Below are 15581 nucleotides of genomic sequence, written 5' to 3' on the forward strand. Positions count from 1 at the left end.
CCCCGTCGGACTCGTCAGATCGAGCGGTTCGGCCGTGAAGAATGTGGTCCGAATGGATGATCCTGGCTGCTGACCGCACCAGGAGTCCCAGCATATGGCCGTGGAAGCCGCATTCTGCGGGTGGCCGGTCACGGTCAGAATGCAGGAGACCTGATGTCACCGCATACTGATGCCAATCGGACAGGGGGACGGTCAAGAGGTGAACAGTTCTGCGGTGCCCGAACGGATTGTCGTTCTTGCGATGGTCTCGGACACGTGGACCGACACTCTTCGGCGCGGCTTCTACTCAACCGCCGATCAGCTGTTCCTCTCCATGATGGCGGATAGCAGGGTTTCGCGAATCGTGGTCGCAGACCACCCTCGCGGCCTGTTGTCTCAAGCTGTTCGCCGCCTCCGAGGAGACCGGCCGGCCCCGCACACCCCGACGGTCGACGGTGTACGACCACTGACGTTGCGCACCGGTCTGCCGAACACGTCTCGCGCGGTCACACTTCGCTATCGCCTCTACGACAGGCAGATTCAGCGTTGTGCAGCCAAGCGCAAGACCTCCGCACCGGCCCTGGTGACATTCAACCTGTGGCATGCGGCTTATGGCGACTTGACGGGTTACTCCCGCGTCGTCTTCTACGCTCAGGATGATGAGCGTGAGATCCCTCGCCTGCGTCATCTCCGCGATCGGATCACAGACGCCTACCGGGCCATCGCTGCGCGGGGCATCCCGGTGTGCGCTGTCAGTGCGGAACTGCTGGCGCGCATCGTTCCTGACGGCGTCGGCCACGTGATACCGAATGGCGTCGACCCCACCTTATGGGAGCAACCGGCACAACCAAGCACATCGTTCGACGCCGGTGGAAAAGCTCGTGCCGTTTACGTGGGAACGGTCGACAGCCGTCTGGACACCGACGCAGTGCGGTCACTCGTCGAGGCCGGGTTCTGCGTGACGCTCGCTGGCCCGGTACGAGACGAGGAAGTCGTTCGCGACCTCCGGGGAATCACCGGACTGACCCTCACAGGCAATCTCAGCCGAGACGTCATCCCAGGTCTGCTCTCCGGAGCAGACGTCTGCTTCTTGGCGCACCACCGAACACCACTCACCGAGGCGATGTCCCCGCTCAAGCTGTTCGAATATCTCTGCTCCGGAACTCCAGTCGTCGCGACCGCGCTGCCCCCTTTCGCGAACGACCCCGACCTCGCGGGGAAACTCGTATTGGTCAACCCCGAAGACGATTTCGGTGAACGCGCACGCGCCGCGGCATCGCGGGGTCGGCTATCTGAGTCAGAACGTCTCGCGTTGGTCGAGGCCATGAGTTGGCGAACTCGTCACGCACCGCTCATCGACTTCTTGGTCGGCGCGTGACGACACGACCGCTGGTGGTGATCCTCGCGTCGACCCCGTTCGACGGGCACCAACTCTACGATCAACGCCTGGCAAGAGCGTTGGCCACCAACTATGACGTGGTCTACGTCGACCCGCCGCGGGCGTTCGGACGCCCCCGGCCGGGCGGGAGAGGCGTTGCCGAACGAGGTGGTACGGCCGTCGTCTCACCGCGAATGCTTCCGTTCGGCAAACGGCGTCCGCTTTTCGCGCTGACCGGCTTTCTGGTCGGCGTCGGAGTTCGCTGGGAGATGCGCAAACGCACGAAGAACCGACGACAGGTTCGCTACGTCGTCATCGCGGCATCTGCCATGACATTGCGCGCCCTCCCGCGTGCACGGAGCGTCCACCTGGTGAAGGACAACTACATCGCAGGAGCAGACCTGATCGGCATTGACGCGGCCCTGGTGTCACGACGATTCACCGCACGGATGGCACAAGCCGACGCGGTGTGCGTGGTGTCTCCGCACCTCCGGGAAATTCTCGTCCGCCGCGGGATCCGGTCCTCGGTCGTCCCGGCAGGGTGTTCTCCGGACGAGACGACGCACCCCGAGCCGGCCGATCTCGTGAGGGTCGAGAACCCCCGCGCTGTCTTCATCGGAATGGTCTCCGACCGGATCGATCTCGCGCTGATGGCCGCTCTGCTCGAGGCAGGCATCTCGGTCGTGGTCGTCGGACCGGTACAGAACACGTTCACCAAACACGCCGAACTCGCAGACCTCCTGTTGCGACCAGCATTTCATCACCTGAATTCACGTACAGGCACCGAACTCCATGCCGTGCTGCAGCACTGCGACGTCGGACTCATCCCCTACGTGCGCTCGGAGTTCAACGATTCGAGCTTCCCCCTGAAGGCGTTCGAATACCTGGCCGCCGGCTTGCAGATAGTGTCCACGCCCCTGCCCGCGATGGCGTGGCTCGGGCATGACGTCATCCACATCGAGGGAGAAACCGAAGCATTCGTGAGGGCGACGATCGCCGCGTGTCGGTCGAGGGGTACGCGGGCGGAAGAGTGCAAGGCGATCGCGGCTGACAACAGCTGGGGCAATCGCGCGGCCGTCTTCGCCGATCTGTTGGGTCTCACGGGATGACCGACCACCTGTCCAGCTTCGGGCCGATCACCCGTCGGCACTTCGTTGTCGGGGTCGGTGCTGCGGCTGTCGGCGCCGTCGCCGTAGCCTGCACAGGATCGAAAGGACCCGTCGCGTCGACAGATGCGCCACCCGTCCCGGATTCCGACGCCCTTCCCCTCTCTGACCTCTTCGATCCGCTTCAGCCTCCGACGCAATTCCGGGTACGTCAGAACGGGGCGCGGACTGTTCGCGCGTCGTGGATTGGCGGAAGTACTCGCGGTGGGTCTCCCACCTATCAACTCTTCGTCGACGGCCGCCCCGGACCGACATCGAAGAGTTTGGCGGTGACGATCAGCGGTTTGTCCGACGGTCCGCACTCGATAGCCATCGCCACACTGGACGCCGACGGCTCGACATCGCGTCGTACGCCGGAGTCGGTGTTCAGCGTGGGTGAGGCTGCGGTCGCGTCACTACCTCTTGTCGTCGAGGCCGTTCCCGCCGCGACCAGGATCCAGTTTCGTTGGACGCTCGACCAGAGCTACTCCGGCCCCGACCCCGACTCATACCGGCTCCGCAAAGAAGGCCTCGAGCGCCCGGTAGCGACAACCGCCAGGACCGCTGACGCGCCCGCTGCCATGTGGTGCCTCGCGGGTCCTGTCGTTCCGGACGCGGTCGGGGAGTATTTCGTGGAAGCCGTCGACGCAACCGGGTCGACTCTCGGACGGAGTATCAACTCGGTCCGCGCTGCGGCGTACTACCGTTCGTGGCCGCGGTCCTACCCGGGCCCCGATGCCCTCGACAAAATTTCGGTAGACGACACCACCGTGTCCTGGTCAGCTCGGTCGAGGTGCGATGTCAACGTCTTCGTCGACGGGAAGTTCGCCGCGCAGGCGCCGTGGCCGCGGACGACGATCGACTTGCCGGCAGGCCAGATTCAGCAGAAGCTCACGCTGCAGGCGGTGAGCGCGTGGGGAAAGACGACGACGCAGGAGACAGGACGGGTGTTGGCCGGCACCGCTTCACCACCAGGTTTCACCACGCGCGAAGGCAAGATCCTGGATCCGGACGGGAGACAGTTCATTCCTGTCGGCGTCAACGTGTCCGGTCCTGACTTCTTCTGGAATGAAACAGTTCTCGGCGGCGCGGATGACGCACGAGACAACTGGAGGATGACGGCTGTCCGCGTCGGATGCGGCTTTCGTGACTGGGGGGCGGTCAGCGGGGCGCAGGGCCACCTGTTCTTCACGAACAATGACCTCGACCGCATCGTCGACGAATACACCCGCGCCGGCATCGTGGTCATCCTGGCCCAGTTCAACAAGGGGCTGGGCGCGTCGCCGAACGACTCTACTGGTGGCTTGCTGTCCACGCGGTCGGGTAGCGCACCGGACGGAACCGGACGCAGCGTCGAGGATGCGACCACCGACTGGTGGATCGAGGTGGCCCGACGCTATCGCGACAACCCGCGGGTGTGGATCAACCCGATCAACGAACCCCAGCGCGACATCGACGGGCTCGCCGCCCAGTACACGCGGATGCTGACCCGGATCCGGGCGGTCGCCCCTCTCACACCAGTCGTCCTCGACGCAGCGAATTTCGCCAACGACATCCCCAACGACGCCGACATCGGCGACGGGCCGATTCGCGAGGTCGATTCTTTCGTCCTCCGCCACGGTGGATCGTTGGTCGAGCAGTTCGGTGAACCGCGGGGCTTCGGTCCTGTCATCTTCTCCATCCACGTCTACAGTCGCTGGCCCCGCGACTACACCACGAACGAGAGGATCAGCGACGAGAAGCTCGCCGCGAGGATGCGCGCCTATGTCGCCGAGACACGGAGCAAGGGTCTTGCGATTCTCGTCGGCGAGACCGGTGTCGAGGACTTCGCGAAGGAGTACGACAGCGCTTCGGTTCGGGTGGGGTTGTACGAGCAGGGCCGGATGGACGGAACGACGACAGGCGTGTGGCCCGAACAGGAGGTCGGCGTGATCGCCTGGCACGCGTCACCTGTGAGCGGGATGTCCATCGCGCGAGGACGATCGTGGATTGCGGTGACAGACATCTCGGGTGCGGCTCCTCAGCCTGACGCCGGCGCCGGCATCTGGGACTACGGCCACCGGATCCGCCCATGAACGCTGCCGACCACTCAGAGTCGTTCCTGCCAGTCGCGTCTATCATCATCCCAGCACACAACGAGGACACGGTGATCGGACGATGCCTCGACCGCATCCGGTCGGATTCGCAGGCGAGCTTCGAGGTCGTCGTGGTCGTCAATGGCTCTTCCGACCGCACCGGCGACGTCGCCGTCGACCACTTGCGGCATCACCCGGCAGCGGTGGTGGAGGTCATCCCGACTGCGTCGAAGATCGCGGCTCTGCGCCGCGGGGACGAGATCGCGCAGACATACCCGAGGGTGTACCTCGATGCCGACATCCAGGTGTCGGCGCGCGCACTGACAGATCTCGCCCGCGTGCTCGCCGACCACGCTGAGCCGGCGGTCGGAGCTCCGCGTATGGTCGTTGACACCCGCGGATGCGGTTGGGCGCTGAGGGCATATCACAACGTGTGGACGCGACTCCCCTACGCCGAGGACGGGGTCATCGGCGCGGGGATCTATGCGGTCAACGAAGCGGGTGGAGCCGTCAAGGGCACTTTCCCCGACGTGATGAACGACGATGCGTACGTTCGCGGTGTCTTCGGTCCGGACCAGCGATTGACGACTCCGGGGGTGTTCATCGTCGCAGCGCCACGAACGGTCGCCGCGCTGGTCCGGCGCCGCGCGCGGGTACACATCGGGAACGAGGCCGTCGAAGAGATGGTGACGGGTTCCGGACGTTCCACCACGCGTTCGGCTCTGCTCCGCATCGTCCGGAGGCGGGAAGCGACGGTCGGCGAAGTCGCTGCCTACGTGTGGATCACGGCAGCCGCTTTCGCCGTGGCCCGAGTTCGACGCCTTCGCGGAACACACGCGCAGTGGTCGACAGACGTCACCTCACGAGTCCTGCAGGAGCACGAATGACGAACCCCGCCCTGGCTTCCCGCGACGAGCCGACAGGCTCTGTCGACGTGTCGATCCTGATGGTGACCTACAACGCCGCGGACTGGACACGACGTTCGCTCGCCGCGGTACCGGCCGGGGTGAAGCGTCATTCGTGGGAGCTGATCGTCGTCGACAACGCGTCGCCGGAAGTCGAGCCCGAGCAGTTGCTCGAGTGGGCCGGCCCTGACGCGACCGTCGAATTCCTCACCGAGAACATCGGGTTTGGGCGCGGAGTCAATCACGCGTCCGGATTGGCGCGAGGACGGACGTTACTCCTTCTCAACCCGGACGCCGAGGTCGCCGAGGGCGCGATAGACGAGCTACTCGATTACCTCGACGAGGATCCACGACGCGGGATCGTCGGGGGCCGGATCTTCACACCGGAGGGGGACCTCGACCGCGGGTCGTGTTTCGGCGAACAGACCACGTGGAGCCTGCTCTGCTACGCCACAGGCCTGTCGGCACTGTTCCCGCACAGTGGGTTGCTGAACCCCGAGGGACTCGGACGGTGGGACCGCAGCACGCCGAGGGAGGTGGGCGTGGTCACCGGGTGCATGCTCCTCGTCGACCACGACCTGTGGCGCCACCTCGACGGGTTCGACAGCGACTACTTCATGTACGGCGAGGACGCCGATCTGTGTAAGCGCGCTCGAACGATGGGATTTCGTCCCTCGGTCACGAACGACGCGTGCGCGACCCATGCGCTCGGCGAATCGTCGAGCCGGCTGGTGGACAAGCAGATCATGATGTACCGCGGCAAAGTCACACTCATCGACAAGAACACCACGGGAGCCGTGCGCGCCGCGCAGAAGCGGTGTCTCATCATTGGCGTCGCCGTTCGCGCGCTGATGGAGCGTGTCGCCGACAGGGGCCTGCAGTGGGGGGAGCTCTACGCGCGCCGCGCCGAATGGCGAGATGGCTGGAGTCGCAACCTGCAGAGCACCGCCCGGTAGAGGAAGACGGGGTTTCCCAGGACATACCGACGGAACAGTCTGCGCGGCTCCTGCCGCAACCGGTACAGCCACTCCAGGTGCAAATCGCGCACGAGCTCGGGTGCGCGGGGGACGGTGCCAGAGGCGAAGTCGAAGAAGGCGCCGATCGACATCGTCACGGAAGCACCGCACCGAGCCGAGAAGCGGGCGGCCCACAACTCCTGACGCGGACACCCCATCCCGACCAGCAGCAGATCGATGTCGGCATCGGCCCAACCGTCAGCCACCGTCATGGACTGTGCGTCGTCGACGAAACCATGATGCGTCGCAACCACGTTCAGCCCCGGGATACGGCCAGCGAGGACCCGTGCCGCATTCTCCGCCACACCGGGGGGTGAGCCGATGAAGGCGACCCGCCACCCACGCTCGGCCGCCATGGCCAGCACCGCTGGGCTGAAGTCGGTGCCGTTGAGGTTGACGGGGAACTCGAAACCGTACATCCGGGCTGCCATCGACACGCCGATCCCGTCGTTCAGCACTAGTGCGTGGCCGGCCAGTGCGGTCTGGTACGCCGAGTTTCGCCATGCAGTATTCAAAAGGTGTGCATTGGCAAATGCAATAAGGTCGGTTGTGGGACGTGCAACCAATTTCTCCACGGTACGCAATGCTTCCGAATGATCCAATGCATCGACGGTCACGCCCAGGAGTTGAATCTTTTTCGGCGGCAATGTAACCGTCATGTAAATGCTGTCCTTTGAACGGATGACGAACGGTTGAGCGGATCAACGATCGGAGTTTCTTCGATACTGTCCGTTAACGGATCGACATGCGAGCCAGTGCGTCACGTGATCCAATACAGCTGATCGGACCTCACGTGAGGCTACCCGAGCAGGCTATTCTCGGCATCAGCTGAACGAACGTATTGAGAGGCTTCCCGCGTGGATTTGTTCGACGTCTTGCGCGCCTGCGCACGCCGATGGTTTGTCTTCATTCCACTGGTGGCCATCAGCATTGCGATCGCCTACAACAACTATTCGGGTGTCACCCCGGTGTTCTTCGGCAACGTCTCGGTCGGGTTGACCGCACCGAGCACGAAAACTCAGCAGACGTCGAGTACGGGGTCGGTTCAGGTCAACTCGAACGGGTTGGTCGATGCCGGCGGAGTGAGTTATCTGGCGACGCTGGTGGCAACTGCCATGGATGAGCCGTCCACCCGGGAGGCAGTGCGCGCGGCCGGTGGAACACTCGATTACAACACCAAGCTGTTCACCGCACCGGTCGGGACACAGATCCCCATCCTCGTCATCGATGCCTCCGGCGCATCAGGTCGAGCAGTCCAGGAAACTCTGAGGGCAGCGGTCGCGCAGGCGGAACCCGTGGCGCAGAGTGTGCAATCGGACGCCGGTGTGCCCGCAGCGAATCAGTATCGGGCCCTGACCCCGGCGGAGATCCCCACACCCGGTGGCGGCTACCCGTCGCGAACCCGAGAGGCTCTGGCCACGATCCTGGGCGGGATCCTGATCAGCGTGGTGGTGACCGTCGCCGTCGACGCCATCCTCGCCTACGTCGCACGGAGGCGACGTAAACCGCTTGACGACAGCGACGACCTCACGAAGGCGGATCCCGAGCGACTGCCCAGCCCGGCGGCGCGGTGACGGCCTCGGATCTCCGCTCCCGTTCCCCGGACGACAGCTTCCTGCGCGCCCCAGTGGTGACGCCGCGCGCGAACCCGCTCGTGATCGCTTTCGCGTTCCTGCTCTTCGCGTTGCCGTATGAAGCGGTTCTCCCGGGCCCTTTGAAAGGCAACGGTTCCCCCGCACGTTTCATCGGCTTAATGATGCTCGCATTGAGCATCCTCGCCCTTGTCGGTGGCCGACGATTTCTTCCCTCTCGGACGGCCTCCGTCGCAGGTGTGGGTTGCATCATCGGTTATGGCGCACTGTCCCTGTTCTCCTACGCACGTGCGTACTCGGACTATTTCGTGTCCGCGAATGAGAGCGCTCTCGCGACTCGCGCCGTGATGGGTGTTCTCATCGCCGTGGGCGTCGTGTCGTACGTAACGTTGACCACGACGACAGCCAGAGCACGGCGCACAGTGATCTGGGCGCTCGTGTCCGGCGCCATGGTGTCGGTGGTCATCGGATTGATCCAGGGTGTGTCGACCTCCGATTATCGATACATCCTGGTACCGCCCGGCTTTTCCATCATTCTCGAGAAAGAGACGACGGTTCGCGAGGGATTCACCCGCGTGATGGGAACCGCAGGACATCCCATCGGGTTCTCACTCACCGTCGCCGTGATCCTGCCGCTCGCCGCGCACCTCGCGCGCTATTCGCGCTCACGCAACCAACGTGTGATCGCAGCGATCTTCACCGGGCTTCTCCTCATCGCCGTACCGGCGAGCGTCTCGCGCACCGCCATCGTCGCGGTCGCGACCTCCCTGGTCATCTACGCACTGGTCCTCCCGATCCGGGCGATGATCACCGCGTTCCTCGTGCTGGCGACCGCTGTCTCCGTCTATGCGGTCGTGGCACCTGAGCTGTTCGACGCCGTCACCAAATTGTTCAGCAATACAGGGAGCGACGACAGCATCACCGGGCGCACCGACGACTACGCCTACGTCGGTGACCTGTTCCGCGCGAATCCATGGCTGGGCTACGGGTTTGGCAACTCCGCCACCACCGAGCGCTATCTCGACAATCAATGGCTCCAGGCGATCCTGTCCGGCGGAGTCATGGGCGTGGTCGCTCTGCTCTTGATCGTCGTCGGCGCCGTGTTCGGGGTGGCACACAGCGTCAGGCACACGCGTCGGGGTTCCGAACACCGAGATCTCGTGTTCGCGCTCGCAGGCGGACTTGCCGCCATGGTCGTCGGGTTCAGCACCTTCGACGAGTTCACCTTCTCCCAGTCGTTTCTGACTCTGTTCGTCCTCTACGCCCTGGTCTGGACCTTCCCGTCGACAGGTTCTGCGGGGCTGATCGTTCACAAAGACTCGCCACACATCTACTCGAGTGAACCGACAGCACCAGGGGGGCTCCATGCATTCAACGGATGACACGACACTGCGAAAGTCGAAGCGATTGGGCATCAACCGCTTGTGGCGATTGCGAAACGTCGTCGTGTCACTGCGGCGATTCGTGCTCGTCCGTGCGCTGAAGATGGACATCCACCCGACGGCTCAACTGTCGATGTCCGCGAAGCTCGACCTCACCTTCCCGGTGGGAGTCCACATCGGCCCGTACAGCTACGTGGCTTTCGACGCGCGGATCCTCACCCACGACCGGGTACGAGGGATGTTCCTCCACACCAGGATCGGAGCCAACTGCTTCATTGGTGGATGTTCGATCATCCTGCCGGGCGTGGAGATCGGGGACAACTGCGTCGTCGGCGCCGGAGCGGTCGTCACCAAGTCGGTGCCGCCCCGGTCGATCGTGGCGGGCAACCCTGCGCGCGTCATCAAGAGCGAGATCGACGTGATCGAGTACGGAAGGATGCGAGACGCGGACGCTGTGGAGAGCGCCCTTGTCGAACAGGGACTCGCCTGACCTCCTCACCGCGCCGACGCGGTGTCCTCGCGGCAGTCGTACTGCTGATGGCGGCGACTCTCGTCGGCGACTTCCGAGGGTCGATCATCCGTGCTGTGCCACCCACCCCAGTTCACGACGTGGCCATGAGGTGTCGTCCGAGCGCGCCGTCCCCGGCGCCGATACGATTGGCTGCACTCGGCACAAGCCTCACTCACGACTACACCTGGCCGGACGCTGTCGCGGCCCGACTCGGTGAACGGCTTGGCCGCGATGTCGATCTCGTGCGAATCGCGCGGCCGGGTGCAACGTCGAGCTGGGGGCGCTCTGTGGTCACCACCACAGCCGACCTACCGGCGACGGACGTCGTGCTCGTCGAATTTCTCGCCAACGATTCCGATCTTCTCGACTGGATGACGGTGCGAGAAAGCCGGGAGAATCACGTCGCGATCATCCGATCACTACGGGGACGAATCCGCGGGTGCCAACAGCCGGCGATCGTGCTCATGACGATGAATCCCGTGCACGGAGCGCGCGGCTTGCTGCGACATCGCCTGCCCGCCTTCGAAGGCATGTACGCCGAGCTCGCCCGCCGTGCCGGCGTGGGACTACTCGACCTGAGAGACCGCTGGGATCCGCGAGAGAGGTTCAGAGACGGGCTACATCCCACAGACGATCAAGCCAACGCCGTGATCCCCCCTGCGGTGGTCGACTACCTGACCCCGCTGCTACGCGCCTGAGCGCGTTCCCGAGAACGGAGGCGGTGGCGCCCGGATTTCCTGGCACGTTCGCCGAGCACCAGGACACGCACCGGATCGAAGCGTCCCAGCAGGATCTGGAAAACGATCGGGAACGCGACGCCTGCGGCGAGCGACACCGTGAACACGACGAACAGGTTGCCGACCCCGAGATGCGTTACGACCACGCGGGATCCGGCCGTGGCGAACACGTGGAGCAGATAGATACCGAACGCGAATCCGCCCATCCACGAAAGCACCCTGTTGCGAATCAGATGACGGAGGACGTAAAGCAGGATCACCGCGGACACACCGACGGCGAAAGCAGCGAGTTTGGTTTCCCACCGATGGCCGACCTCCGCGTGACCGGTGATCTGCATGAGCCGGAACCCGTATGCGGCAGCGAAAACGATCACCACACCCGCGACGGACCCCGCGGACCCCGCGAAGAAGCCGTGACGGCGGAGTCCATACCCGATGAGGAAGAAGGGCAACAACTGGATTGCCGAGTTGACGCTGAAGACGTTGAAGGGCGAGGGGATGATCGCGAACATGTGGCCCACCGAGGTGAGGGCGAGAACGATCAGAAAGCGCGGGCGAGTTGCGAGCACACCGCCGACCTCGAGGATCCCGACCACCAAGAAGATGAGGAAGACCGCCTGCAAGAACCACAGGTGCTGGAAGCTGTAGAAGAAGATCCAGGGGTAGTCACCGAGGTGGGGACGCGAATTCGACGCCGGAATGAGGTACTGCGAGAAGAACAACACCGTTCCGACCACGAGCATGGGGACCAGCAACCGCCGAACCTTCGATCTCACCAGTCCCGGATAAGCGGCGGCCGCCATCGGCGGACGAAGTGCGAACACGAACCCGGACAACATCGTGAAGAGCGGCATCCGGATGTCCTCGAGACACTCGTAGAACACCGCCCATCCCGATCCGGGACCGACCTGCATGCCGCGCGCACCGTCGCCTCCGCCAATGACATGCCCGGCGACCATAAAGATGGCCGCGAGGCCGCGTAACGACTCGATCGACTGGTCCTTGCCACGGACGACCGACGCTTTCATGTCCACGGTCGACACAGACATCTTCACCACCACTACATCACCTCAAGACCTCTGTGACATTTCGCCCCCGGTCCCGACGCCGGAACCTTGATCGCTGCGCCTTCTGAGGTCCGTAGGTGTAGGCCGACGGACCGGACGCAGTTCCTATGAGCACCGCACCGAACAGCCGCCCGCCTGCAGCGGACAACTGAGTAGAAGTGTCTCGCAGATCCACGAATCGTGTCGCTCCAGATCGTGCGACGATCACGGTTCCGTCCACCCACGCAGAGAGCACGACAGCATCGGTGACCGGCAGCACCGGAGGAGAGTCGATGATGACGACGTCGAACGTTTTGCTGAGGTCGTCCACCACCTCCCGCATACGAGTCGATCCGAGCAGCTCGGCCGGATTCGGCGCACGTGTCCCGGCGCTGAGGATCCACAGGTCCTCCACCTGACTCGGCTGCACCAGATCATGCGGATCACCGTCACCACGAAGCCAGTTCGTCAGACCCACCGAGCCCACCGAGCCCGACCGCTGGTCGACCTGAGGGCGGCGGAGATCGGCGTCGACGATGACCACTCGACGCCCCGACTCGACGATCGCGGCCGCCAGGTTCATGACCACTGTCGTCTTGCCCTCACCCTCCGACGGGCTGGTCACGAGGATGACCCGAGGCGGGTCGTCGACTCGGGCGAAGCTGAGATTGGTGCGCAGTTTGCGGAACGCCTCCGCGGCAGGGGCCGCGCCCTCGCCGAAGTCGATCACTCCCCGCCGACGCAACAGGTCGTCGCGCGGGATGACGCCGAGCACAGGCGTGTCAGTGACGCGAGCGAGGTCGGCCGAGCTGCGAACTTTGTTACTTGTCTGGGCGCGGATCACCACGCCTACCGCACCGACGACAAGGCCGGCGAGGACAGCGAGTGCCACGTTGCGAACTGGCTTGGGCGACACCGGTGTCGACTCCGACGTCGCGGGTGTGACCAACGTCAGCTTCGCCAGGGGCTGCCCGCCACCGCTCGGTGTCTCCAGCCGCGCCACCGACGTCGTCATCGCGGTGGCGATTCCCCCGGCGAGCCGCTCCGCGATCGATCGACTGTGTTCCACCACCGCGATGTTCAGCAGCACGGTGTCGACCGATGCCGTGGCGCTGACGGCTTTCCGTGCTTCATCGAGCGAGAGCGGCACCCCGGACGTCTGCAACGCCTGACCGACCACGGCATCGGTGGTGACCAGCCTCGTGTAGGACTGCACGCGCTGCTGCGAGGCCTGCGGCCCCTGGTAGGCATTCTGACCGGCGTCACCGCCACCGGAGGTCACGTACATGATCGCGGTCGCCCGGTACTTCGCCGGCTGCGCCGCGCTCACACCCAGCGCCACCCCACCGAAGATCACGGCGATCAGGACGATCACGATCCATCCCGACCGGAGGGCTCGCACCACCGACCGCACCGCGTCGTCGTCGGCGGTCCGCACCTCGGCGGGGCCGGTCATCGCGTCGCCCGCAGACGCACGGCCAGAACCACGATGATCGCGAAGACCGCGGGGAGGTTGTAGCTCCAGGGCGAGAACGCCAGGTCCCACAGTGCCTGAATACCCAGGAACATCATCACCGGTGCGAGAGCAGGCAGACGATGGGCGCGAACGACGAGAGCCACCGCGGCGACAACCAACCCGGCCGCGGCGAGCGCCGCGAGCACACCCGCCTCGGCCCACGAACCCAGCAGGATCGAATGCAGCGACACCGCCCCGTCCGCGGTCCGCCAGAGCGTCTGCAGCGGATAGGACAGGTCGAAACCCCACCGGTAGGCGAGCTGATAGGCGTGGTCGAACACGCTGGCGGACAGTGCATTGGCGTCACCCCATCCCAGCAGCGGCCGATGTGCGATGGCGGTGATCGACAGCGGCGGTTCGGTGCGCCCGGCAAGGATGGCCGGGACATGCTGCGCGGACTGCATCTCCACCTTCGCGGTCAACGCGCTGCCGAGAAGTCCGGTGTTCGCCGCCGCCGACAGCGCCGCGGACGAACCGACACCCAGCGCCGCGACGACCCCGGCCTTTGCTGCCAGCGGTAGTGGCCGTCCGCGGAGCGTATCCACCGTCACCAACAGCGCCGCAGCGAGACAGATCAGCGCGTGCGAGCGGAAGTTCAAGGCGATGCTCACCGATGCGAGCAGGATCAGCACCACGCAGCCCGCCGCGGGATGGGCTCGCCTGCGGCGCGCGACCGCGATCAGAGCCAGGGCAGTGACCGACGGTGCGAGACCGTACTTCCACAGATCGGCCGTGGACCCGCCGGCGGTGAGCGCGGTGCCGACGGCGAGGTAGAAGGCGATGGTGCCCGCCGAGATGCCGGCCAACAGTGCCATCAGATCCGGGACATCACGGGCGAGAACGGCGATCCCTGCGATGTAGAGGGCGACAGCGGGGAATGCCGGGACGTCGATTGCCGACAACGAGGTCTCGTTGATCAGAGCCGACACCAGGTAGGCAAGCGATCCTGCGAGGCACAAGAGCAGCGGCAGGGCAAGCTCACGGCGCACCCACTGATGGATCGCACTCACAGCGAAGACGAAACAGACCAGCGAGAAGCCGGTGACCGTGAACGTCATCAGCGGGAGAGCTGATGTCGCGCCCGTGAGCGCGAGGGCTGGGCTCCGGATCGACGATCGCGGCACCGGTTCGGCGGACGAGGCGTCGGTCAGAAGAAACCGTTCGCCCCCGGCCGAAACGGCTGCAGTCATGCTGCTCTGAGGTCGTCGAGCGCGACGCAGGCCACACGAAGAGAACCCAGGGCCGGATCGACGTCAGACGCCTCCACCGAACTCCCCCTCCCCCGGGCGAACCCGTCCGGGCCGCATGACTCGGCGCGCTCGTACCGGCGGCCATGGCGGAACGGTACTAGCACGATGGCTGCATCGCCCACCGAAAAGAGGGCGGTCGAGGCTGCGGCAGAGGAAGGTACTCCGAAGAGACCACACGACCGGCGCTCACAGGGACCACACTGCGTGCGGTGCCCCAGAATGACCCCATGATCGACCAGGGCAGCCCCATCGGCGCGGCCGCAGCATAGCGATGAGCCCGGATTTCCGCGCGCGCCGTCGCGTGCTGTGGACCGTGGGATCCCTGCTCGCTGTCGTGCTTCTCGTTGCCGGGACATGGATCGTCGTGGACGATCACGACAACGACGCCGCTGAGGGTCCCACGGACGCCGTCTCGATCCCGTCTCCGAGCATCGGGCCGCCGCCCGGCCCGACCGGCGCCGCCGTCGTGGTCGACTTCGCGACGACGCGATCGCTCCGCGACGTCCCTGCGGCGCGAACCCTGGAGAGCGGCCGCAACAGCAGACCCATGGCCGTCGAGCAGGGCGCGCTCCGTCATGGGAACCCGACGGGAACCGACGCCGCGAGCTACATCGAGTTACCCTTGCCGCGGCCGGTGACGCGGCTCGGACTGACCGCCGCGTTCCCGCGCACCGGGGGCTTCGTCGCCGCCGTCGCATTCGACGGATCCGTCGTCGACGCGATGGCCGCGCGCCGGACGTTCCCGTATGCGGGGATCCACTTCGTCGCCGACGACCACACGTGGGATCTGGGCGTCTTCGATCCCGAGATCGGAGCCAACACCATCGCCCGCGGCGAGTGGACCAGGCCGGACGGCGGGGATGGTCCCGTCGCATTCGAGATCAACCGCACGGGGTCGGTGCTCACCGTCACCCTCCCCGACGGGCGCCGGTCGAGCGTGGCCGATCCCCGGGTCGGCGCATGGACAGGGAGGTGGGCGACATGGGAGCTCTACGAGCCCCGTCCGGGTGTCACCCCTGCTGCGATCACGTCGATGTGGGCGAGTTGAC

General features: G+C 65.2%; 14 protein-coding genes. 10 read left to right on the forward strand and 4 right to left on the reverse strand.

The window, feature by feature from the left end:
- Positions 1 to 199: 199 nt before the first annotated feature.
- From Q1A98_RS18435 to Q1A98_RS18455, 5 genes are read left to right on the forward strand one after another with little or no spacing between them, the layout of a single operon-like run.
- Positions 200 to 1357, forward strand: a complete 1158-nt coding sequence (locus tag Q1A98_RS18435; RefSeq protein WP_299576134.1) for a glycosyltransferase — start codon at positions 200 to 202, stop codon at positions 1355 to 1357.
- On the forward strand, positions 1354 to 2466 hold the full coding sequence (locus tag Q1A98_RS18440; RefSeq protein WP_299576136.1) for a glycosyltransferase: 1113 nt from the start codon (positions 1354 to 1356) through the stop codon (positions 2464 to 2466). Before Q1A98_RS18435 ends, Q1A98_RS18440 begins: the two co-directional genes overlap by 4 nt.
- Positions 2463 to 4577, forward strand: coding sequence for a cellulase family glycosylhydrolase (locus tag Q1A98_RS18445; protein WP_299576138.1), 2115 nt, complete (start codon positions 2463 to 2465; stop codon positions 4575 to 4577). The genes Q1A98_RS18440 and Q1A98_RS18445 overlap by 4 nt, the downstream gene beginning before the upstream one ends.
- Entirely contained in the window at positions 4574 to 5464 is an 891-nt protein-coding gene (locus tag Q1A98_RS18450) for a glycosyltransferase (RefSeq protein WP_299576140.1), read from the forward strand. The genes Q1A98_RS18445 and Q1A98_RS18450 overlap by 4 nt, the downstream gene beginning before the upstream one ends.
- The gene (locus Q1A98_RS18455) at positions 5461 to 6438 is read left to right on the forward strand and encodes a glycosyltransferase family 2 protein (protein WP_299576142.1); all 978 of its coding nucleotides are present in this window, start codon (positions 5461 to 5463) and stop codon (positions 6436 to 6438) included. Before Q1A98_RS18450 ends, Q1A98_RS18455 begins: the two co-directional genes overlap by 4 nt.
- Here the strand turns inward: Q1A98_RS18455 and Q1A98_RS18460 are convergent.
- A complete protein-coding gene (locus tag Q1A98_RS18460; RefSeq protein ID WP_299576144.1) occupies positions 6375 to 7157 on the reverse strand; it encodes a WecB/TagA/CpsF family glycosyltransferase in 783 nt (260 codons plus the stop codon). The genes Q1A98_RS18455 and Q1A98_RS18460 overlap by 64 nt on opposite strands.
- A gap of 198 nt (positions 7158 to 7355) precedes the next feature.
- Here Q1A98_RS18460 and Q1A98_RS18465 point away from each other — a divergent pair, with 198 nt between their 5' ends.
- From Q1A98_RS18465 to Q1A98_RS18480, 4 genes are all read left to right on the forward strand, one after another.
- Positions 7356 to 8072 carry a hypothetical protein gene (locus Q1A98_RS18465; protein WP_299576146.1) on the forward strand — a complete coding sequence of 239 codons (717 nt, stop codon included), beginning with the start codon at positions 7356 to 7358 and terminating at the stop codon, positions 8070 to 8072.
- Positions 8069 to 9472: an O-antigen ligase family protein gene (locus tag Q1A98_RS18470; RefSeq protein WP_299576147.1), complete on the forward strand. Its 1404-nt coding sequence runs from the start codon at positions 8069 to 8071 to the stop codon at positions 9470 to 9472. The genes Q1A98_RS18465 and Q1A98_RS18470 overlap by 4 nt, the downstream gene beginning before the upstream one ends.
- 64 nt (positions 9473 to 9536) lie before the next feature.
- On the forward strand, positions 9537 to 9962 hold the full coding sequence (locus Q1A98_RS18475) for an acyltransferase (protein WP_299576149.1): 426 nt from the start codon (positions 9537 to 9539) through the stop codon (positions 9960 to 9962).
- A 125-nt stretch (positions 9963 to 10087) separates the two neighbouring features.
- Positions 10088 to 10681, forward strand: a complete 594-nt coding sequence (locus Q1A98_RS18480; RefSeq protein ID WP_299576553.1) for an SGNH/GDSL hydrolase family protein — start codon at positions 10088 to 10090, stop codon at positions 10679 to 10681.
- Here the strand turns inward: Q1A98_RS18480 and Q1A98_RS18485 are convergent.
- From Q1A98_RS18485 to Q1A98_RS18495, 3 genes are read right to left on the reverse strand one after another with little or no spacing between them, the layout of a single operon-like run.
- A complete protein-coding gene (locus Q1A98_RS18485) occupies positions 10654 to 11769 on the reverse strand; it encodes an acyltransferase (protein WP_299576151.1) in 1116 nt (371 codons plus the stop codon). The genes Q1A98_RS18480 and Q1A98_RS18485 overlap by 28 nt on opposite strands.
- A 16-nt stretch (positions 11770 to 11785) precedes the next feature.
- Positions 11786 to 13222 (reverse strand): polysaccharide biosynthesis tyrosine autokinase, encoded by a 1437-nt coding sequence (locus tag Q1A98_RS18490; protein ID WP_299576153.1) that lies wholly within the window; start codon positions 13220 to 13222, stop codon positions 11786 to 11788.
- Positions 13219 to 14472 (reverse strand): hypothetical protein, encoded by a 1254-nt coding sequence (locus Q1A98_RS18495; RefSeq protein WP_299576155.1) that lies wholly within the window; start codon positions 14470 to 14472, stop codon positions 13219 to 13221. Before Q1A98_RS18495 ends, Q1A98_RS18490 begins: the two co-directional genes overlap by 4 nt.
- A 331-nt stretch (positions 14473 to 14803) precedes the next feature.
- On the opposite strand from Q1A98_RS18495, the gene Q1A98_RS18500 reads away from it, so the two are divergent.
- Positions 14804 to 15580, forward strand: coding sequence for a hypothetical protein (locus tag Q1A98_RS18500; RefSeq protein WP_299576157.1), 777 nt, complete (start codon positions 14804 to 14806; stop codon positions 15578 to 15580).
- The last annotated feature ends 1 nt before the right edge of the window (position 15581 follow it).

Origin of the sequence: uncultured Williamsia sp. (genome assembly GCF_947494875.1) — a bacterium.
Taxonomy (GTDB): Bacteria; Actinomycetota; Actinomycetes; order Mycobacteriales; family Mycobacteriaceae; genus Williamsia_A.

Bases quoted from the DNA above. Each gene is read 5' to 3' on its own strand.
- Q1A98_RS18445 (WP_299576138.1), top strand. From the start codon at position 2,463: ATGACCGACCACCTGTCCAGCTTCGGGCCGATCACCCGTCGGCACTTC.
- Q1A98_RS18450 (WP_299576140.1), top strand. From the start codon at position 4,574: ATGAACGCTGCCGACCACTCAGAGTCGTTCCTGCCAGTCGCGTCTATC.
- Q1A98_RS18455 (WP_299576142.1), top strand. From the start codon at position 5,461: ATGACGAACCCCGCCCTGGCTTCCCGCGACGAGCCGACAGGCTCTGTC.
- Q1A98_RS18460 (WP_299576144.1), bottom strand. From the start codon at position 7,157: ATGACGGTTACATTGCCGCCGAAAAAGATTCAACTCCTGGGCGTGACC.
- Q1A98_RS18480 (WP_299576553.1), top strand. From the start codon at position 10,088: ATGAGGTGTCGTCCGAGCGCGCCGTCCCCGGCGCCGATACGATTGGCT.
- Q1A98_RS18485 (WP_299576151.1), bottom strand. From the start codon at position 11,769: ATGTCTGTGTCGACCGTGGACATGAAAGCGTCGGTCGTCCGTGGCAAG.
- Q1A98_RS18490 (WP_299576153.1), bottom strand. From the start codon at position 13,222: ATGACCGGCCCCGCCGAGGTGCGGACCGCCGACGACGACGCGGTGCGG.
- Q1A98_RS18495 (WP_299576155.1), bottom strand. From the start codon at position 14,472: ATGACTGCAGCCGTTTCGGCCGGGGGCGAACGGTTTCTTCTGACCGAC.
- Q1A98_RS18500 (WP_299576157.1), top strand. From the start codon at position 14,804: ATGAGCCCGGATTTCCGCGCGCGCCGTCGCGTGCTGTGGACCGTGGGA.